This is a genomic window from Bacillus sp. lyk4-R2A-2, from assembly GCF_030209735.1.
GTDB classification, from domain to species: domain Bacteria; phylum Bacillota; class Bacilli; order Bacillales; family Bacillaceae; genus Bacillus; species Bacillus pumilus.
Window position 1 is genome coordinate 370,095 of sequence record NZ_JARVRK010000005.1, and the last position, 20,244, is coordinate 390,338.

The following is a 20,244-nucleotide window of genomic DNA, read 5'->3' on the forward strand; positions in this document are numbered from 1 at the left end:
TCTTTTCTATTTCTCATATTGTATCAATGTCTATCTAACAAGTACAAGTATGGCCTTCATTGCTGGTTAAGATAGAGGGAATGAGGCATAATGTATACAGCAAATAAAAAGGAGGCGGCTGTGACTTGGACGTGCTGTATTGGATTCTCATCATTTGTGCATTTATCATTGCATTTGTTGGACTTGTTTATCCAATTATCCCTAGTGTGGTTTTTATGGTTCTCGGATTTATTCTATATGGTTTCTTTTTCAGCTTCGAGCCGCTGACACTGACGTTTTGGCTCATTCAAGCCGTATTTACCGCGGTATTATTTGCGGCAGATTATGTCTCGAACCTGATTGGGGTCAAGCGTTTTGGCGGCAGCCGTGCAGCTATTTGGGGAAGCACCATTGGGTTATTAGTCGGTCCTTTTGTGATTCCGATTGCAGGAATTATCATTGGTCCATTTATCGGAAGTGTTATAGCAGAGCTCCTTGTTCATCAAAAAGATGTGAAGACAAGTGTGAAAGTAGGATTAGGCTCGTTAATCGGATTTATATCAGGTGTATTTGCCAAAGGATTGATTCAAGCGCTGATGCTGGGCATCTTTTTATTTTATGTTCTTCGATAAATAGAAAAAGGGCGTTTAAAACTCTTTCTAAAGGGCTAAATACAAAATAAACACTGAAATGTTTCAGATCATGAGCAATAACGTTGAAACAAGCCAATTCTTTTGATACTCTTTGAGTAGGGTGAATTGCTTGCTTACGATCTAAGGAAGCATTTCAGTACATACATTTCTAAGGAGGAATTTAACCATGGCTTTTAAACTTCCAGAATTACCATATGCTTACGATGCATTAGAACCACATATCGACAAGGAAACAATGACGATTCACCACACAAAACACCACAACACATATGTAACAAACTTAAACAAAGCAATCGAAGGTGTATCAGCTCTTGAAGATCAATCAATCGAAGAGCTAGTGGCTAACCTAAACTCTGTACCTGAAAACGTTCGTACAGCTGTACGTAACAATGGCGGAGGACATGCTAACCACTCATTATTCTGGACGCTTCTTTCACCAAACGGTGGCGGCGCACCAACTGGTGAACTTGCAGATGCAATCGAAAAAGAATTAGGCGGATTTGAAAAATTCAAATCTGATTTCGCTGCAGCAGCTGCAGGACGCTTTGGTTCTGGTTGGGCATGGCTTGTTGTGAACAATGGCAAACTTGAAATCACAAGCACGCCAAACCAAGATTCTCCTTTAACTGAAGGGAAAACACCAATTCTAGGACTTGACGTTTGGGAGCATGCTTACTACCTGAACTACCAAAACCGTCGTCCTGATTACATTTCAGCTTTCTGGAATGTTGTGAACTGGGATGAAGTGGCTCGCCTTTACAGCGAAGCTAAATAAACCATTTGATTTGAAAAGACCTGCTCTTTAGAGAAGCAGGTCTTTTTATATTTTCCCTCCTTTTTTTACATATCTGCCTTTTGATGAGACAGACTATTGTGTAGAAAAGGAGAATGAAATATATGAGCAGATTAAAGAAAATGTTCGGGGACATGGATGTTACAAGAGATTTAATGCTCCTCCTCACGATTGGCGGATTATACGCACTTGCCATTGCACTTTCTAATACGTTTGTAAACGTGTATTTATGGAAACAGTCTGGGAAATTCACAGATCTTGCGATTTACAATCTGGCTATTGTTGTGCTTCAGCCCATTACATTTTTATTCGCAGGCCGGCTTGCTAAAAAAATAGACCGGGCGTTTGTCCTTCGTTTCGGCGTGATCTTCTTAGCCGCTTTTTACTTAATTGTCTTAATAGCAGGAGAGCACGCGGCCGCGCGGCTTGTTTTATTAGGGAGTGTCCTTGGGATCGGCTATGGTTTTTACTGGCTTGCTTTTAACGTACTTACCTTTGAGATCACCGAGCCTGAAACAAGAGATTTCTTTAATGGGTTTCTCGGAGTCCTCACCTCTACAGCTGGCATGATCGGTCCACTGATCGCGGGTATTGTCATTTCTCAATTAACAGATGATACGGGCTATACAGTGATTTTTACTTTATCGCTAATTTTGTTTTCATTAGCGGTTGTGATGAGCTTTTTCCTCAAGAGAAGGCAGTCCAAAGGAAAATTTATCATCAAGCAAATATGGAAAGAACGCCATGCCGACGAGAATTGGCGTAAGATTACAACAGCTCACTTTTTTCAAGGGCTTCGTGAAGGGGTCTTTGTCTTCTTAATCAGTGTCTTTGTGTTTATCGCAACAAACAGTGAGCTTGCTCTCGGGACATTTGGTTTGGTGAACTCAGGTGTTGCCTTTTTCGCTTATTTCTTCGCTACGCGTTTGATTAAGAAAAAATGGCGTAAGAAAGCCATTATGCTTGGCGGGCTGATTTTATACGGCGCCTTGTTCTTAATCGTCTTTCACTTGTCCTATGTATCACTTCTCATGTATGCGGTAGCCATCGCGATAGGATATCCGCTTCTGCTTGTTCCATATGTATCCTTAACATACGATGTCATCGGTCATGCAAGGTATGCAAGGAAAGCCCGAATAGAATATATTGTGGTCAGGGAGCTGTTTTTAAATGCTGGCCGTATTTGTTCCATTGTGTTGTTTCTTCTGTCTGTCACTTTACTTGGTGATGAGCTCGGGATACCTGCATCTCTTGTTGTACTTGGAGCGGGACATACCCTCATTTATTTCTTTGTAAAAGATATTCATTTGAAAGAAAAAACTGCTGATATGAAAGAGGCAGACGGTCAAAAGCCAGTTTCTCAGACGAACCTTATTAAGGGAGAAAGGTAAAATTTCTTACCAATGGAACATCAAATTTCTAGATAAATAATAGAAAAACCGCTAAAATGATGATGGCACCTTTTATACACAAAAAGGGGTGCCATTTCTTTCTTGATAGAAAAGGTGATGTGATGAGAAACAAGAAAAACAAAAAAGACGCGAAGGAAGGGCGCAAAACACTTCCACTTCGGCTGAATTTACTATTTTTAGCTGCGTTTATTATTTTTACCGGTGTTGTTGTAAGACTCGGATTTGTACAAATTGTCAATGGAGAAGATTATAAAAAGCAGGCAGAAAAACAAGAGGATGTGAATGTCAGCTCATCTGCTCCGCGCGGAAAAATTTACGATCGAAACTATAATACGATTGTCAGCAATAAAGCGCTAAATGCCATTACATATACGAGAACCTCGACGACTTCACAAGAAGAGCGGCTCAAAGTGGCTACAAAATTAGCGGATATGATTCATGTGAGTACGAAAAAAATCACCGATCGTGACAAAAAAGATTTCTGGATTTTAACGCACCCGAATGAAGCGAAAAAGCTTGTTCAAATGGAATCGGAATTAAAGGGTGACGATAAGGTCGCTGATGATAAATTATATGAGCTTCAGCTGAAACGCATCACGGACAAGGAATTAAATCAACTGACGAAAAAAGACTTACAAGTGCTTGCGATTAAAAGACAAATGGATGCAGGCTATGCACTTACGCCTCAATTCATTAAAAATGATGATGTAAAGCCAAGCGAAATTGCTTACGTCTCTGAGCATTTGGACGAGCTGCCAGGTGTGGATGTCACAACAGACTGGTCACGCAGCTATCCGTATAAAGGACTGCTTCGCAGTATGCTCGGCAGCGTGTCCTCAAGTGATGAAGGACTTCCGCAGTCACTTCTTGAACATTATTTATCGCTCGGCTACAGCCGAAATGACCGTGTAGGAAAAAGCTATCTAGAATATCAATATGAAGATGTCCTGCAAGGCCAAAAGGAAAAAGAGCAGAGTACAACTGATAAAGAGGGCAATGTGACAAGCTCTAAAGTGCTAACAGAAGGAAAGAGCGGGAAAGACCTAGTGCTCACCATTGATATTCAGCTGCAAAAAGCAGTAGAAAAAATCGTTGAAAAGAACTTAAGAAGTGCGAAACAAAGAGGCGGGACAGAGCTTCTTGATCGTGCGTTTGTTGTCATGATGGACCCTAGAAATGGAGAAGTTCTCTCCGTTGCGGGGAAACAGATTTCTAACAAAAATGGAAAATACAAATTTGATGACTACGCACTGGGAACAATGACTTCATCCTATGCGATGGGCTCAGCTGTAAAAGGGGCCACTGTACTGACGGGATATAAAACAGGCGTGATTCATATTGGAAGTACCCAGTACGATGAACCGCTGTATATCGCGCAGTCACCGCCTAAGAAATCCTATCAAAATATGGGACTCATTAATGATTTAACGGCACTCGAACGTTCATCTAACGTGTATATGTTTAAAACAGCGATTGCCGTTGGAAAAGGGGAGTATCGTAAGAACCAGCCGCTCCCAATCGATCCGAAAGCTTTTGATACATTCCGTTATAATTTCAGTAAATTTGGTCTTGGTGTCAAAACAGGGATTGACCTGCCAAACGAAGCGACAGGCTACCGGGGAACGTCTACACAATCTGGTCTCCTGCTTGACTATGCAATTGGACAGTATGATACGTTTACACCGCTGCAAATGGCGCAATACGTTTCAACGATTGCCAATGGCGGATATCGTTTACGTCCGCAGCTTGTTAAAGAAGTGAGAGAGCCAGATCCGCAGCGCGGCATTGGTGCTGTAACAGAATCCGTCAAACCGGACGTATTGAATAAGCTAGACATGACAGGTGATGAGATCAAGCGTGTTCAGCAAGGCTTCAAGCTTGTCATGCAGAACCCAAGAGGGACGGCCTACTCGAACTTTGGCAACAAAAAGTATAACCCAGCTGGCAAAACAGGAACCGCTCAATCATTCTATGACGGCCCAATTAAAAGCAAACGCGGCACACCAACATATAACACAACACTTGTTGCGTATGCGCCTGCTGATAATCCAGAAGTGGCCATTTCCGTCGTTGTACCATGGGTGTATCAAGACTACAATCAGCGCTATCCAATTACAAATGATATCGGTGAACAAGTATTAGACAAATACTTTGAGCTAAAATCAAAACAGGAAAGCAATGATACACAAGCGAAGAACAAAAATAAAATTGAAAATGAAGCAGAAACAAATGACTAGACCTTTTCTAGGTAAAAACGCTCACTTTTTGTGGGCGTTTTTTTACGTTTTCTTCAAAATTTTCGAGATAAATTGACAAAATACATAAAAAACATCGCAAGATCTCTACAAAACTTCGACATTTACAAAACCTTAACATTCCATTTAAACGAAATTAATAAAGAACCTTTAATGTATTACTCGTAGGACAAATTATTCAGGGGGTATTCTTGAAATGAAAAAGAACAAATTATGGCTGCTTACTTTCCTTACTATCGCATTGTTAGCATTCGTCACAGCATGCGGAAACAGCAGCTCAAGCGGAGATTCAAAAGACAGTAAAGGAAATGCTTCAAACAAAGATGAGGCATCAGGTTCCATTACCATCTCAGGATCATCTGCGATGCAGCCTTTAGTTCTTGCGGCAGCAGAAAAATTCATGGATAAACATCCAAAAGCCGATATTCAAGTACAAGCCGGCGGTTCAGGAACAGGACTTTCTCAAGTGTCAGAAGGATCTGTACAAATTGGTAACTCAGATGTATTCGCAGAAGAGAAAGACGGAATCGACGCAAAAGCTTTAACAGACCACAAAGTAGCAGTTGTTGGAATGGCCGCAGCTGTAAACCCTGAAGTGGGTGTCAAGGACATCACAAAGGACGAATTGAAAAAAATCTTCACTGGTAAAATCAAAAACTGGAAAGAGCTTGGCGGGAAAGACCAAAAAATCACTCTTGTCAACAGACCTGACTCTTCAGGAACTCGTGCAACATTTGTGAAATATGCACTTGATGGTGCAACACCTGCAGAAGGAATCACAGAAGATTCTTCAAACACAGTGAAAAAACTGATTGCAGAAACGCCAGGTGCGATTGGATACCTAGCATTCTCTTATTTAACAGATGACAAAATTACACCGCTTAGCATTGATGGTGTGAAACCGGAAGAAAGCAATGTAGAAAGCGGTAAATATACAATTTGGGCATACGAGCATTCTTATACAAAAGGTGAGCCAGATGGTTTAGCAAAACAATTCTTAGATTACCTCATGAGTGATGAAGTACAAAAAGAAATCGTCAAAGACCAAGGCTACATCTCAGTTGCTAATATGAAAGTAGAAAGAGACGCAACAGGCAAACAAACAGATAAGTAAGAGGTCTTGAATTGCTGATGAAGGAAAAGTGGAGCTTTTCACTTTTCCTTTTATGACATTCATAGGAGTGTAGAAAAAGATGAAGCAGATAGAACATACAGAAGCGAGCGATCGACTGATCAGCTCGAAGAAAAATAGGCAAATGGATGAAGTAAGAGGAAGTATTTTGGTGAGATTCTGCGCATTCTTAATGATTGCTGTATCAATCGCCATTACCATCTTCCTTGGCATTAAGGGTTTACAATCTTTCATTGTAAATGGTGTAAGCCCAATTGAGTTCTTAACCAGTATCAATTGGAACCCAACAGCAGAAAACCCGCAGTACGGCGCATTTCCTTTTATCTTCGGATCAATCGCCGTCACGCTCCTATCGGCACTCATTGCAGCGCCGCTAGGCATCGCAGGCGCAATCTTTATGACAGAAATTGCACCTGCTTGGGGACGTAAAATCCTCCAGCCAGTCATTGAATTGCTTGTAGGGATTCCATCCGTTGTTTACGGATTCATAGGTCTTACAGTATTGGTGCCGTTTATCGGACAATTCAAGTCAAGCGGCTCAGGGCATAGCGTGCTAGCAGGAACGATTGTCCTGTCTATTATGATCCTGCCAACCGTTACATCCATTGCGACTGATGCAATGGGTTCACTACCAAAAAGTTTACGTGAGGGATCGTACGCATTAGGCGCAACAAGATGGCAAACGATTAGACGTGTGCTTGTCCCAGCAGCTCTGCCAACATTAATGACAGCGGTCGTTCTTGGCATGGCTAGAGCATTTGGAGAAGCCCTTGCTGTACAGATGGTCATTGGAAACACGCGTAATTTACCAGAAAGCATTATGGATACAGCTGGTACATTAACAACCATTATTACGTTAAACATGGGTCACACAACGTATGGAAGTGTTGAGAACAATACACTTTGGTCAATGGGACTTGTCCTTCTAGTTGTATCATTTATGTTCATACTCATTATCAGATACTTGTCGTCTAGGAGGAAGATTTAATGAATAGCAAAATGACCGATCGTTTTGCCACATTTATATTTGGATTATGTGCTGCCATTATTACGGCGATTCTCGTTGGTTTGTTTTCTTATATCATTTTCAACGGTGCAAAAGAATTAAACTTCGACTTTTTGACAACCCGCTCAAGTGCGATTGGCTCTGGCGGCGGCATCAGGGATCAGCTGTTTAACTCGTTTTATATTTTGTTTATTACGATGCTGATTACAGTACCGCTTGGCGTCGGCGGCGGAGTGTATATGGCAGAGTACGCTCCTCAAAACAAAGTCACAGACTTTATTCGTACATGTATCGAAGTGTTGTCTTCACTTCCGTCTATCGTCATTGGTATGTTTGGTTTACTCATGTTTGTGAATTTAACAGGCTGGGGCTATACGATTATTGGAGGAGCTCTTGCGCTCACTGTGTTTAACCTGCCGGTGATGGTCAGGGTGACAGAAGATGCGCTGCGCTCTGTACCGAAGGATCAAAAGGAAGCATCACTAGCGCTTGGTGTAACGAAGTGGCATACAGTCAAAACGGTCCTTATTCCAGGTGCGCTTCCGTCTATTATCACTGGTGCGATTTTAGCATCAGGAAGAGTCTTTGGTGAGGCGGCTGCTCTTCTTTTTACAGCAGGTCTCTCCACACCGCGCCTTGATTTCACAAACTGGAGTCCTTTTTCTGATACGTCACCGCTGAATGTGTTTAGACCGGCAGAAACATTAGCCGTTCATATATGGAACGTCAATACACAAGGAATCATTCCAGATGCAGAGGCCATTGCAAATGGTGCATCAGCTGTACTTGTGCTTTCAGTCTTATTATTCAACTTAGCTGCTAGATGGCTTGGTTCATTTATTCATAAAAAGCTTACGTCAAAATAATGTGAGAGAGGTGTGAAGGGGATATGGTTCAAATGCTAGCAGAAAAAAAAGAGATTGCAGCGAAAAAGGCTCCACTTCAAGCAGAACAGATTTTACAGGTGCAGGATTTAAGCATTTATTATGGTGAAAAAAGAGCGGTCAATCACATTTCATTCGAGATTGAGAAGAATGCAATCACCGCATTAATCGGCCCATCCGGCTGCGGGAAATCTACCTTTTTACGCAGCATTAACCGCATGAACGACTTAATTTCAGGTGCGAGAAGTGAAGGGGCGATCATGTACGAAGGATTAAATATTTTGGATGACCGTATTAATGTGGTGAATTTAAGAAGAGAAATCGGCATGGTCTTCCAAAAACCAAATCCATTTCCTAAATCGATCTACAATAACATCACCCATGCGTTAAAGTATGCCGGGGAAAAAAGAAAATCTGTGCTTGATGATGCGGTTGAGGAAAGCTTAACAAAGGCGGCGTTATGGGATGAGGTCAAAGATCGTCTGCACCGATCTGCTTTGTCATTGTCAGGCGGTCAGCAGCAGCGACTTTGTATTGCACGTACACTTGCGATGAAACCTAGTGTCTTATTATTAGATGAACCGGCTTCTGCCCTAGACCCTATCTCAAATGCGAAAATTGAAGAGCTATTAGGCGAATTAAAAAATGATTATTCAATCGTCATTGTGACACACAACATGCAGCAAGCGCTCCGTGTATCAGATCGTACGGCTTTTTTCTTAAACGGAGATCTAGTAGAATATGATGCCACAGAACGTATCTTTACACGTCCTGCACAGCAAAAAACAGAAGACTATATCAATGGTCGATTTGGATAAGGCGGGTGGATTTGATGAATGCAGTAGCAACTAAAGCAGCAAAAAAAGAAGTGTTTCGTGTGAATGATATGAATCTTTGGTATGGACAGCATCATGCATTGAAGCATATTGACTTAGCGATCAGAGAGCATGAAGTCACAGCGATTATCGGCCCGTCCGGCTGCGGAAAGTCAACGTTTATTAAAACGTTAAATCTTATGGTCAAAACAGTGCCAGGTGTGAAAATCACCGGGGATATGATGTATAAAGATGACAACATTTTAAAAGGTCGTGTCGATTTAGTCGAGCTGCGTAAAAATGTCGGTATGGTGTTTCAAAAAGGGAATCCATTCCCTCAATCAATTTTTGATAATGTCGTATACGGACCAAGAATTCATGGAGTTAAGAGCAAGCAGCAATTGAAAGAAATCGCGGAAAAAGCGCTTCGAGATGTTGCACTTTGGGATGAAGTGAAAGATCGATTAAGTGCTCCCGCTCTAGGCCTTTCTGGCGGTCAGCAGCAGCGTCTTTGTATTGCAAGAGCCATTGCTACAAGCCCAGACATCTTATTAATGGATGAACCAACATCAGCGCTTGATCCTGTCTCAACATTAAAGATTGAAGAATTGATTATGAAATTGAAAGAGAAATATACGATTGCCATTGTGACGCATAACATGCAGCAAGCGGCTCGGGTATCAGACCGAACGGCATTCTTCTTAATGGGGGAGCTTGTTGAGGTCAATGATACGAATGTGATGTTTTCTGAGCCAAACGATCAAAGAACGAATGATTATATATCTGGTCGATTTGGATAAGAAAACCCCCCTGGAGGTCAGTGCCGCCAGGGGGGTTTTGTTGTTATTTTGTTAAGGCTTTGACAATCTGTTTGAATGTCATTCCTGTTTTTAAATTGAACTTGCCTGCACGAATTTCTTTATGGTAGCCGGCGTCAATTACGTAATCATTAAAATCTTTAGACGAGTTGATGATGCCGTCCTTTTCAAGCATGTCTGAAACATCACTTGTACTCATACCGTTTTTAATCACAAATTTGATCGATTTGCCTTTAGGCTTGTCCTCTTTTTGTTGATCACTTTTAGAATCTCCGTCTTCATTTGCCTTCAGCGCTTTTTCCTTATAGTCAAGAAGCTGCTGGTACGTTTCACGGCTGACAGTGACTTCTTTTTTGGAGTCTAAATAGTTTTTCACGTCAGTGTCTGTTACTTTCTGTGCGAGGGTTTCTTTTGTTGTTGTATCAGCTGCTGCCTCGTCTTTCCCAGTGAGGAAAAAGACAATCGCAAGAACCCCAGTTGCAAGAATCATACCTGCTGCAAACGTTTGGATGCTTTTTTTCGTCATACAAGCACCCTCTCGTTGTCTTTAATGATCATGTTGACATCTTCTACAGATACATGCTCAGCGCGCGCAATGGCCTCAGGAGACATGCCATTTTGGTGCTTTGAAATGATCTGTCTTGCGATGGATGGATCAATTTCTGAATGCTTGCGGACGACGATGTTTGTTTCAAGTAATTCTTCTTCAAGCACTTTCATTTTCTTTTTCAGTTTATAGATTTCTTGCATTGCAGATAGTTGAAGTGTTTCAAGTTCCTGCTCGACTTCTTTAATCGGCTCTCTTTGAAAATATGAGAATGCGATCAGTACAATACTGACAACAAGCAATCCGATAATTGCAATTTCCATGTTTCATCACCTTTTATTCATATTTTAATGCTGAAAGCCATAAAAGGCTTCCAAGATTGTTTCAGACAGTTTTCGACCCTTCTTTTTTATACCATAAAAAAGCTAGTTTCAAAAGGAATTGCTGAAGAAAATCACCTTTTTTTCATCTTTTTTCTTTTTATATGTAAAACGGGTATGAAAACCTTGCCTCGCTGTCAAAATAAATGAAAGCGGCGGGGAGAAGAGGGTCTCTCATGTATACAGTACGACAAAGGATCAGGTTTTATAGGGGAGCAGACGATTTTTCATGACATAAGCATGCGATATGTAAGTGGATGCACTCAAATTGAAATTGGTGAAAAAACATTCTAGCATTCCTAAGCTAGAAGTGGTATTATAGTTAGGTCTGAATGTGAATTGATTTTAGTTTGGAGGGAAAAATATGCGCGTAAATATTACTCTAGCTTGCACTGAATGCGGTGAGCGTAACTATATTACTAAAAAGAATAAGCGAAACAATCCAGATCGCGTTGAATTCAAAAAGTATTGCTCACGTGATAAAAAACAAACTGTACATCGTGAAACAAAGTAAGCAGCAGGGAATTTTCCTGCTGTTTTTTTATGATGGGAGATGATCTGTATGAAAAAGGAGCTTCGCCTTCAAACATTAGCCAAGCTTGATCAGATAAGCCCTGAAGAATTTGAGCGCAGCACGGCTTTACTTCATGAGCACTTATTGCAGCTACCAGCATGGAAACAGGCGAAAACGATCGCTTTGACGATGTCTAGAGGAAAAGAGATACCGACAATGCCTCTAATTGAAAAAGCGAGGGAAGAAGGAAAAACAGTATGTATCCCTACCTGTTTTCCGAAAACAAAAGAGATGATGTTTTATGAATATACACCCGAAACAAAGATGACATCCAGCTACTTTGGGCTATTGGAACCAGACCCTCAAGTATCAACAGCTGTACATAAAGAAACCATTGATTTAATCATTGTGCCTGGGGTATGCTTCGATCAAAAAGGCTACCGGATTGGATTTGGGGGCGGCTATTATGACCGCTACTTAGCTGACTATCACGGGGTAACCATTGCACTTTGTCTGTCTTTACAGCAAATCAGGGATGTGCCGACTGAAGCGCACGACATACCGGTGTCTATGATTGTCAGTGAAAAAGGCACGTCATATCAAAAGTAAAAGTCCGCTCATTGTCCAAAGAACAGGCTTTTTCGTGTTTCATTAGGTCATGTCATGTGAGCTGATAGGAGGTCCGTTTTGAAAAAATTTCGTGGAAAGAAAAGATACTTCCGCAATATGTGGGAGGAAGTGAATACTTGTGACCTCAAACTTGATCAGGATTCATGGTTTTATTTTTGGCATACACACCTTGATTTTTTTGGGGTCGGGGAAAATAGCTTAAAAATAAGAAGAGAGCATATCAAAGCCCATATCGCTTTATATCATAGGCTGTTAAAACAGCTTGAAGGCTTTGAAAAGCCATACCAAACATGGATTTGTATTCACGAACATGACCCTGGTTTAGACGCTGTATATGTTCATACACCAAATCCATACGACAGTTACTTCCCTCACAAGATGGAAGAGGTAGAGCAGAATTATAAGCTGCCTCATACGTTCAAGGATTTAATCGATCTTCATCAATTTGACGTTTCTTATGATCAATCTGAGTGTGAAGAGGTCTATTATATTCAATCAAAAGAACAAGGGATTAGAGTGTGAAAGCATATCGCATGGTAAGCGATAAAAATGATGGTTCATGCATAAACACATCCTATTTAAGCCACGATACGAACATAGGAGGGAATATGATGAATAAAATGATTTGGAGCATTGTGTTCACATTGTTTGCATTCGTTCTCGTGCAAAATCGTTACCGGCTGATGAATTTGATCTTAGGTCAAAATCAAGTGCGTCACTTTTTTATTAAGTGGCTGATGAAAATCCCATATTTTCGGACGAAATTTATTCGCCAAGCATTCTAATCCCGCAGACGCCGGGATTTTTTTGTTCAGAAATGCGGATCAGAACGATTCTTGTTATAATAATGTAAAAAATGGAGCGCGAATGAATGAATGTCATAGATAGTTTATTTTGGCGAGTTGTTGATGAATTAAGACAAAAAGGGTACGAGATGATTCAAAGTCCGTTTCCAGAAGATGAAATATTTTTTGAAGCACCACGAAACTCAGGGTATGATCTCATCCGTCTATATAGAAAAGATGTGAATTTTAAACAGGAGATCGTTCGAGATATCGAAGAACAGACGTATCGGATGGATCAGCTGAGAGAGGCCATGCGTAAACGTTCTCTGCATCTCTTACAGCTCCAATTTACAGCTGACGACCCTGTAGATGATTGGGAGGACCTAAACGGTCAACCGCAAAAAAAGCAAAAGGTGACGGTTACACCTGTATTACTGAATGCAGACACTCTTCAACACGACGTAAATGAGCTGCAAAAATGGCTCAATACATCGCTGACAGTGGATGTAGAAGAGGCAAAAAGAGACACAGCTGAAGATGTCATCCAGCTTAAAGTGAGCGTACTTCAAGCATTTGATGATCAGGAAAAGCAGCGTGAACGAGAACGGGCCGTTTTTCAAAATGGCAGACCGATTTTCACCTACCTGTTCATCGCTGTTCAAGTGGTGATGTTTCTTTTACTTGAACTATTTGGCGGAAGTACCAATACGGCAACTTTGACAGCGTTTGGTGCTAAAAATAATGGGCTGATCTTAGATGGAGAATGGTGGCGTCTGATTACACCAATGTTTTTGCATATTGGCTTGACACACTTACTCTTTAATACATTTGCTCTTTGGTCTGTCGGAGCGGCTGTTGAGAAAATTTATGGCTCATGGAGATTTTTGCTCATCTATTTCATTTCCGGCATTTTTGGTTCCATAGCGAGCTTTGTCTTTAATACGGCCATCGCAGCCGGTGCATCAGGCGCGATCTTTGGATGCTTAGGTGCACTATTATATTTGGCAATTTCTAACCGCAAGCTCTTCTTCCGGACGATGGGGACAAATATTATTGTGATCATCCTCATCAATTTAGGGATCGGCTTTACCGTATCAGGTATTGATAACGCAGGGCACCTTGGCGGTCTGGTTGGCGGTTTTTTAGCGGCTTTAGCTGTCCGGCTTCCTAAACAAGTGAAGCCTGTCAAAATGTTTCTTGCTAGTATTGTTCTACTGTTGATTGGTGGTTTTGGATTGTATACAGGGTTTCATTCAGACGATCAAAAGGAAGCGGCAGCAGTAAGTGAGGCAGCAAGTTTATTTGATGACAAGAACTATAACGAAGCAAGTAAACGTCTAGAGGAATATGTACATCAAAAGGATGCATCAGCTGAGGCTCTACATATATATGCACTATCGGAAGCCCAGCTCGGACACCTTGACAAAGCGATTGGATTTTTACAAAAGTCGCTTAAAAAAAATCCAGATGATCCAAATAAACTGTATCATTTATCGTTGTTGTACGTAGAAAAAGGAGAGACAGCGAAAGCAGAGGATCTAATAGAAAAAGGGTTAGACCAAGATCCAAAAAATGATCAATTTTTAAAGCTGAAACAATATATTGAAAACACGCAAACACATTGAATGACTTGACTGAAAGCGCATTTATGAATACGCTTATTCTATCTGTTGATGAGAAGAAATGGTGGAAACAATGAAAACGTTATATGATGTACAGCAGCTGCTCATGAGATTTGGAAATTATGTGTATTTCGGAGATCGTGAAGTGGAATTAGAATTTATGGCAGATGAACTGAAGGAAATGTATACATCGGGCATTATTGACCGGACAGAATGGTCAAACGCAATGACGATTCTTCAAATGGAACTAGCCAAATTAAATCGAAAAACAATGTGAAGGTGGAGGGCATATGATCGGGGATTGGTTTGTAGGAGTTGATCTTGGCGGTACGACAATTAAGCTTGCGTTCATTAATCTATATGGTGAAATTCAGCATAAGTGGGAGATTCCTACGGATAAATCAGGGCAGACGATCACAGTCGATATTGCCAAATCAATTGACCACAAACTAGTCGAAATCAGTATGCCCAAATCAGCGCTAATTGGGATTGGAATGGGTGCACCTGGGCCTGTAGATAAAGTATCTGGGATTGTCTATAAAACAACGAATCTCGGCTGGACAAACTATCCACTCAAAGATCACCTAGAGGCAGAGACCGGACTTCCATCTGTCATCGAAAATGATGCGAATATTGCTGCACTCGGTGAAATGTGGAAGGGTGCAGGCGATGGCGCAAAAAACATCCTGATGGTCACACTTGGCACAGGTGTTGGCGGCGGCATTATTGTAAATGGTGAAGTTGTTCAAGGTGAGACAGGGGCTGGCGGAGAAATTGGCCATATTTGTGCCGTTCCATTCCAAGGAGCACCTTGTAATTGCGGGAGAACAGGCTGTATTGAAACCATTGCATCTGCGACTGGCATCGTCCGGCTTGCAAAGGATAAATTAGTAACAGAGCAGCATACATCTTCACTTGGCACGCTCACTTCACTGACTGCAAAGGAAGTGTTTAAGGCCGCTGAAAGTGGAGATGATCTTGCCATGCGTGTCGTAGAAGAAGTGACGACTCATCTTGGGCTTGTGTTAGCGAATCTTGCCAGTGCGTTAAACCCAACAAAAATCGTGATTGGCGGCGGTGTTTCAAAAGCAGGTGAGCTCCTTCGCAGTAAAGTAGAGCGCGTTGTTAAGCATCACGCATTTCCGCCTTGCGCTGATGATGTCGAAGTCGTGATTGCCTCTCTCGGAAACGATGCAGGAGTCATCGGCGGTGCATGGATGGCAAAAAACAAATGGTTGTCTTAAACAAAAAAGTCATCATGATGTCATTTTTATTAAAAAAAGCGATAGATGGGCATGAAATGAAATGTTTAGCATATTCATAAGTTTGTCATGAGGAAAAAGACATTGATTTTCCAGCACATACAGGATAAGATATAGTTTAGTTATTTTTGAAGAAGCACCAATAATTAGGGTGTATCCCTAGCTTGAGTGCTCGCTTAGCATAAGGAGGTTACAATGCGAAAGAAAAGATTAAAGGCGATTTCATTTTTACTGATTGCGACATTGCTCATGTGGGTCAAAACCTATGTTATCTATAAATCTAGCTTCAATATTAAAATAGAAAATTTCATGCAGGAGTTCATCCTGTTTATTAATCCGCTTAGCTTTATCTTGTTTATCTTCGGAATCGGTTTATTTATGAAAGAAAAAAATCGCAATCGATATATCATCGTGACGAGCTTTATTCTGACATTTATTTTGTTAGCTAACATTGTGTTTTACCGATTCTATAGTGACTTTTTAACCATCCCCGTCCTATTTCAAACAAACAATATGGGTGACCTCGGGTCAAGTATTACCTCTTTAATTGAACCAGTCGATTTTCTAATGTTCGTTGATATTATCATTTTAATGTGGCTCTATAAAAAGCAGCCTTCTTTTAGAACGGATGTCACCACTTCACGAAAAGAACGAGCAGCCTATTATTTATTTGTGGCAGCGACTTTCTTCTTTAACCTTGGTTTGGCTGAAACAGAGAGACCAGAACTGCTCACTCGCTCATTTGACCGTGAGATGCTGGTAAAAAATATCAGCTTATATAATTTCCATATTTATGATGGAGTGCTGCAATCGAAGCAGTCTGCTCAACGAGCCCTTGCTGACAGCAATAGCTTAACAGAAATTGAAAACTATATAAGTGCAAATCAAACCGACCGTAATGAAAAGACGTTTGGTCAAGCAAAAGGACGAAATGTCATTCTTGTCTCACTTGAATCTACACAAAGTTTCGTGATCAATGAAAAACTAAACGGGAAAGAAATCACCCCGTTTTTAAACAAATTAATCAAGAAAAGCTACAACTTTACTAATTTCTATCATCAAACAGGTCAAGGGAAAACATCTGACTCAGAGTTTATTGTTGATAACTCTCTCTATCCACTTGGAAGAGGGGCTGTGTTCTTCACAAATCCAAGCAATGAGTTTACAGCCACACCTGAGCTGTTAAAGGATGAGGGGTACCATTCTTCTGTCATTCATGCGAATAACAAAAGTTTCTGGAACCGTGACCTGATCTACGATAGCTTTGGCTACGATAAGTTTTTTGATATTAAATCATTTGATGTAAATGAAGAAAATTCAGTTGGCTGGGGGCTGAAAGATGGTCCATTCTTCGAACAGTCAGCGGAATTGATGAAATCGATCCCGCAGCCTTTCTATACGAGATTGATTACATTAACGAATCACTTTCCGTTTGATCTAGATGAAGAAGATAAGCTCATTGATGAATATGATTCTAAGAGCAAAACGCTAAACAAATATTTCCCTACAGTGCGTTATCAAGATGAAGCACTTAAGCTTTTCTTTAAGAAGATGAAGGAAGCTGGGTTATACGATAACTCCATTTTTGTTTTGTATGGGGATCATTACGGAATTTCTGAAAACCATAACGAAGCCATGGGGCAATTTTTAAATAAAGAGATTACGCCATTTGAAGAAGTACAGCTTCAAAAAGTCCCGTTTGTTGTACACATTCCAGGGATCACAGACCAACATCCAAAAGAAATTGATACGGTAGGTGGTCAGGTCGATCTCCGCCCAACTGTACTCAATCTATTAGGAATTGATACAAGTAAACAAATTCAATTTGGCCATGATCTTTTATCGAAAGATACGAATGATTTTACCGTGCTTCGTGATGGCAGTTTTATTACGAAGGACAGTGTTTTCACAGATGGTGTTTGCTACAATAAAAAAACGGGTGAGCCAAGAGATGATGAGACTGTGTGTCAGTCTTATGAAGAGAAGGCAAAGCAAGAGCTCCAATTCTCTGATCAAATCATCTATGGGGATCTCCTTAGATTTTATGACCGGAATAGCCCGGACCATTCTCCATCCAAAAAAGAAGATGAAACTCAGCTAAAAAAGGCGTCCTAACATACGAGAAAACCTCTGTTATTTTTACATGCAGAGGTTTTCTTTTTTGGTCTGCCGGCTCATATAGTATGAGAGGAGGGATGTAAATGAAGACAACGTCGTTTGGGAAAATTGAATGGCAGCTAGATGGAGAGGAAAAGGATCATGTAGCAAAGCAGTTAGGGATAGGGAATGCAGCTTTCCATTTATCCAATCAAATCAGCAATGAGTACCTCCTTTTACCGGGATATCGACTTCCGGAAGGCATCCATTCATTTTCTTCCATAGGTGAGCTGCAGAAATTTATTGCGCCATACAGGCTGCAGCAATCCGATGATTGGATCAATGGAACCTTTGAATATGATAGTGCTCAATTAGAAGAAGAGTTGAGCCACTTGAAAGCCGCATTTCCTTTTCTTCAAATGAGCATCATAGGTCATTCAGTGCTTGATACACCTATTTATGAAATCCGAACAGAGCCTGTTCAGCATTTACATTCTATTCATTTGAATGCCTCTTTTCATGCAAATGAATGGATCACGACGTCTGTTTTAATAAAATGGCTGAAATCGCTGTGTTTGGCTGCATCTGACCCGGTGCAAGCAAGGCATCATGAAGCCGTTCATATTCTGAGAACCACAGCTCTCTCTATCGTACCATTGGTGAATCCAGATGGTGTGGACCTCGTACGAAATGGACCAGAGTCACTTGGTCTGAGCAGTGAAGAATTCACACCGCTACATGATGGATATGCTGACTATCAGGAGTGGAAAGCAAATATACGAGGGATGGATTTGAACAATCAATTTCCTGCTTATTGGGAGATCGAATACTACCGTCATGAGACTAAGGCTCCGTCCAATCGAGGTTTTCCTGGGTATCAGCCGCTAACAGAGCCAGAAGCGAAAGCGATGGCAAATCTAGCGTTACGAAAACGCTTTGACAGGCTTGTTGCTCTCCATACACAAGGGGAAGAGATATACTGGGGGTTTCTTGGTCATGAACCAGCCATCTCAAAAGAAACGGTCAAACGATTCGAACAAGTAAGCGGCTATAAACCGGTTCAATATCTTGACAGCTATGCAGGCTATCGCGATTGGTTTATTTATCAATGTCACAATGAGGGCTATACAGTCGAGCTTGGCCTAGGAAAAAATCCTCTTTCCATGAATCAATTTGACACGATCTATGAGAAAACAAAGCGGTTGTTATGGGAAGCATGTAAGTGTTAAAAAGCACCTGTCAGGTGCTTTTTACATTTGAACATGAAGCAATTTCTTATTGTCAATAAAAATAATGTTAGGGCAATTGACGAAGGCTGAATTGTGAGCTATTGTGAAAGGTATGGATGTAAAAAAAAGGATATGTTTTAGGGAGATGTCGATCATTGAGTGCTCAAAGCCTGTGGAAAAGGAATTTCACTTACTTATTTATGTCTAAAATGTGCAAAATAACAGCTGATAGTTTATCTTTCAACACCATCTTGTGGCTTTTAGTACTAGGCGGAAAAGGGGCAATTGGAACAGCCTTTTTTATTGCGGTCAGCTTTGTTCCGCAAGCCATTGTTGGGCCACTAATTACCCCAATGATGAAGCCGCATCAATTGAAATTTTGGATGTGTTTTGCTGATTTAACAAGAGGAGCGATAATTCTTGTGATTGTGGTCAGTTACTTTTATGGTTTCACGCCATTAGCACTTGTTATTGGGTGTATGCTGCTTCATTCGGCAACTGGTGGCTCCTACGAACCGGCGTCTGTATCAATTATTCCAAAGCTTGTCCATGAGGACCTCATACAAAAAGCGAATGCAACTATTCAATCAGCAAGTCATGTAGTCAGGCTTGTGACGGTCACAGTTTGTGGTGTCATGATTGCGTTTGTAGGGGTAGGATATACAATGCTTGTGATTATTCCTCTTTATCTCTTGTCCGCTTTACTTGTATTAATCATTACATATGAAACAGAAATCATCATTGATAAAGCCAAAAAAGGGGTATCATACGGCAAAAGATTGATTCGGGGATTTTCACTTGTGAGAAGGCATCATATTTTGTTCCCATTGGCGATTTTTTGTGTCTGCTCAAACTTTGCTGCCGCACCATGGGAAGCATTGTCTGTTATTTATTTAACAGAGGATTTACATAGTGGACCCGTGATCTATTCATTTATTAAAGTCACAACGGCACTAGGTGCATTCTTGATGGGGTTTGTTTTGACAAAGGTAAAAGTGAACCGGTATGGGCTGCTGTTTATAGGTGCCGGGATTGTTGATGGAATCTCGTTTTTCATCACAGGCATGAACGCATTTTTACCACTTGTATTTATATCAGCTTTTGCATTAGGTGCCGCCATCAGTGCAGTCAACGTGCCTGAACATACAATGATTCAATTGTCAGTAAAAGCAGAGGATCAGCCGCAAGTGTATGCAATTATCAATATGATCTCCTTCTTCATGATCCCGTTAGGCGCTCTCATTGGCGGCTATATGGCGACATTATTTGGTTCCGGATATGTCATTGCGGCTGGAGGCATCATTGAAGCTGTATCAGGGATATGCCTGCTGCTATTCACAAAAATTGGGAAGGTAGAGAGGGCGGATTTGACGATAGAACGGGACAAACCTTCTTTAAATGCAACTTGAGCATGGCATGATGGATTGCGAA

General features: G+C 41.0%; 21 protein-coding genes. 19 read left to right on the forward strand and 2 right to left on the reverse strand.

Annotation, left to right across the window (positions count from 1 at the left end; genetic code table 11):
• The first annotated feature begins 125 nt into the window (after positions 1-125).
• The 9 genes from QRN39_RS08710 (at position 126) to pstB (QRN39_RS08750) (ending at position 9,729) form a co-directional block, all read left to right on the forward strand.
• Positions 126-611, forward strand: coding sequence for a DUF456 domain-containing protein (locus tag QRN39_RS08710; RefSeq protein WP_003217408.1), 486 nt, complete (start codon positions 126-128; stop codon positions 609-611).
• Between the two features lie 187 nt (positions 612-798).
• Positions 799-1,407: a superoxide dismutase SodA gene (gene sodA, locus QRN39_RS08715; RefSeq protein WP_003217313.1), complete on the forward strand. Its 609-nt coding sequence runs from the start codon at positions 799-801 to the stop codon at positions 1,405-1,407.
• 122 nt (positions 1,408-1,529) lie between these two features.
• The gene (locus tag QRN39_RS08720; RefSeq protein WP_003217361.1) at positions 1,530-2,816 is read left to right on the forward strand and encodes an MFS transporter; all 1,287 of its coding nucleotides are present in this window, start codon (positions 1,530-1,532) and stop codon (positions 2,814-2,816) included.
• A 122-nt stretch (positions 2,817-2,938) separates the two neighbouring features.
• Positions 2,939-5,074: a peptidoglycan D,D-transpeptidase FtsI family protein gene (locus QRN39_RS08725; RefSeq protein WP_284906872.1), complete on the forward strand. Its 2,136-nt coding sequence runs from the start codon at positions 2,939-2,941 to the stop codon at positions 5,072-5,074.
• Positions 5,075-5,288: 214 nt separating this feature from the next.
• Positions 5,289-6,206, forward strand: a complete 918-nt coding sequence (locus tag QRN39_RS08730; protein WP_003217324.1) for a phosphate ABC transporter substrate-binding protein — start codon at positions 5,289-5,291, stop codon at positions 6,204-6,206.
• Positions 6,207-6,285: 79 nt separating this feature from the next.
• Entirely contained in the window at positions 6,286-7,212 is a 927-nt protein-coding gene (gene pstC / locus QRN39_RS08735) for a phosphate ABC transporter permease subunit PstC (RefSeq protein ID WP_284906882.1), read from the forward strand.
• Positions 7,212-8,096, forward strand: a complete 885-nt coding sequence (gene pstA / locus QRN39_RS08740) for a phosphate ABC transporter permease PstA (RefSeq protein WP_003217489.1) — start codon at positions 7,212-7,214, stop codon at positions 8,094-8,096. The genes pstC and pstA overlap by 1 nt, the downstream gene beginning before the upstream one ends.
• A 23-nt stretch (positions 8,097-8,119) precedes the next feature.
• Complete coding sequence (gene pstB, locus QRN39_RS08745) at positions 8,120-8,932, forward strand: phosphate ABC transporter ATP-binding protein PstB (protein WP_034620835.1); 813 nt, start codon at positions 8,120-8,122, stop codon at positions 8,930-8,932.
• Positions 8,933-8,946: 14 nt separating this feature from the next.
• Positions 8,947-9,729, forward strand: coding sequence for a phosphate ABC transporter ATP-binding protein PstB (gene pstB / locus QRN39_RS08750; protein WP_034620853.1), 783 nt, complete (start codon positions 8,947-8,949; stop codon positions 9,727-9,729).
• 43 nt (positions 9,730-9,772) lie between these two features.
• Here the strand turns inward: pstB (QRN39_RS08750) and QRN39_RS08755 are convergent, their stop codons facing one another.
• Positions 9,773-10,273, reverse strand: coding sequence for an endolytic transglycosylase MltG (locus QRN39_RS08755; RefSeq protein ID WP_003217472.1), 501 nt, complete (start codon positions 10,271-10,273; stop codon positions 9,773-9,775).
• Entirely contained in the window at positions 10,270-10,617 is a 348-nt protein-coding gene (locus QRN39_RS08760; protein ID WP_003217285.1) for a hypothetical protein, read from the reverse strand. Before QRN39_RS08760 ends, QRN39_RS08755 begins: the two co-directional genes overlap by 4 nt.
• A 421-nt stretch (positions 10,618-11,038) precedes the next feature.
• On the opposite strand from QRN39_RS08760, the gene rpmG reads away from it, so the two are divergent.
• The 10 genes from rpmG to QRN39_RS08810 all read left to right on the forward strand — a co-directional run bounded on the left by rpmG (position 11,039) and on the right by QRN39_RS08810 (position 20,222).
• Positions 11,039-11,188 (forward strand): 50S ribosomal protein L33, encoded by a 150-nt coding sequence (gene rpmG / locus QRN39_RS08765; protein ID WP_012010579.1) that lies wholly within the window; start codon positions 11,039-11,041, stop codon positions 11,186-11,188.
• Between the two features lie 48 nt (positions 11,189-11,236).
• Positions 11,237-11,797 carry a 5-formyltetrahydrofolate cyclo-ligase gene (locus QRN39_RS08770; RefSeq protein ID WP_284906890.1) on the forward strand — a complete coding sequence of 187 codons (561 nt, stop codon included), beginning with the start codon at positions 11,237-11,239 and terminating at the stop codon, positions 11,795-11,797.
• Between the two features lie 78 nt (positions 11,798-11,875).
• The gene (locus QRN39_RS08775; protein WP_284906891.1) at positions 11,876-12,340 is read left to right on the forward strand and encodes a hypothetical protein; all 465 of its coding nucleotides are present in this window, start codon (positions 11,876-11,878) and stop codon (positions 12,338-12,340) included.
• 89 nt (positions 12,341-12,429) lie between these two features.
• Complete coding sequence (locus QRN39_RS08780) at positions 12,430-12,603, forward strand: hypothetical protein (protein ID WP_017367602.1); 174 nt, start codon at positions 12,430-12,432, stop codon at positions 12,601-12,603.
• An 86-nt stretch (positions 12,604-12,689) separates the two neighbouring features.
• Positions 12,690-14,228 carry a rhomboid family protein gene (locus QRN39_RS08785; RefSeq protein WP_226803665.1) on the forward strand — a complete coding sequence of 513 codons (1,539 nt, stop codon included), beginning with the start codon at positions 12,690-12,692 and terminating at the stop codon, positions 14,226-14,228.
• 70 nt (positions 14,229-14,298) lie between these two features.
• Positions 14,299-14,502 carry a YqgQ family protein gene (locus tag QRN39_RS08790; RefSeq protein ID WP_008342322.1) on the forward strand — a complete coding sequence of 68 codons (204 nt, stop codon included), beginning with the start codon at positions 14,299-14,301 and terminating at the stop codon, positions 14,500-14,502.
• A gap of 13 nt (positions 14,503-14,515) precedes the next feature.
• Positions 14,516-15,469: an ROK family glucokinase gene (locus QRN39_RS08795; RefSeq protein WP_003217302.1), complete on the forward strand. Its 954-nt coding sequence runs from the start codon at positions 14,516-14,518 to the stop codon at positions 15,467-15,469.
• A 213-nt stretch (positions 15,470-15,682) separates the two neighbouring features.
• Positions 15,683-17,602 carry an LTA synthase family protein gene (locus QRN39_RS08800; RefSeq protein ID WP_284906894.1) on the forward strand — a complete coding sequence of 640 codons (1,920 nt, stop codon included), beginning with the start codon at positions 15,683-15,685 and terminating at the stop codon, positions 17,600-17,602.
• Between the two features lie 86 nt (positions 17,603-17,688).
• Complete coding sequence (locus QRN39_RS08805; protein ID WP_284906896.1) at positions 17,689-18,813, forward strand: M14 family metallopeptidase; 1,125 nt, start codon at positions 17,689-17,691, stop codon at positions 18,811-18,813.
• 155 nt (positions 18,814-18,968) lie between these two features.
• The gene (locus QRN39_RS08810; protein WP_003217413.1) at positions 18,969-20,222 is read left to right on the forward strand and encodes an MFS transporter; all 1,254 of its coding nucleotides are present in this window, start codon (positions 18,969-18,971) and stop codon (positions 20,220-20,222) included.
• The last annotated feature ends 22 nt before the right edge of the window (positions 20,223-20,244 follow it).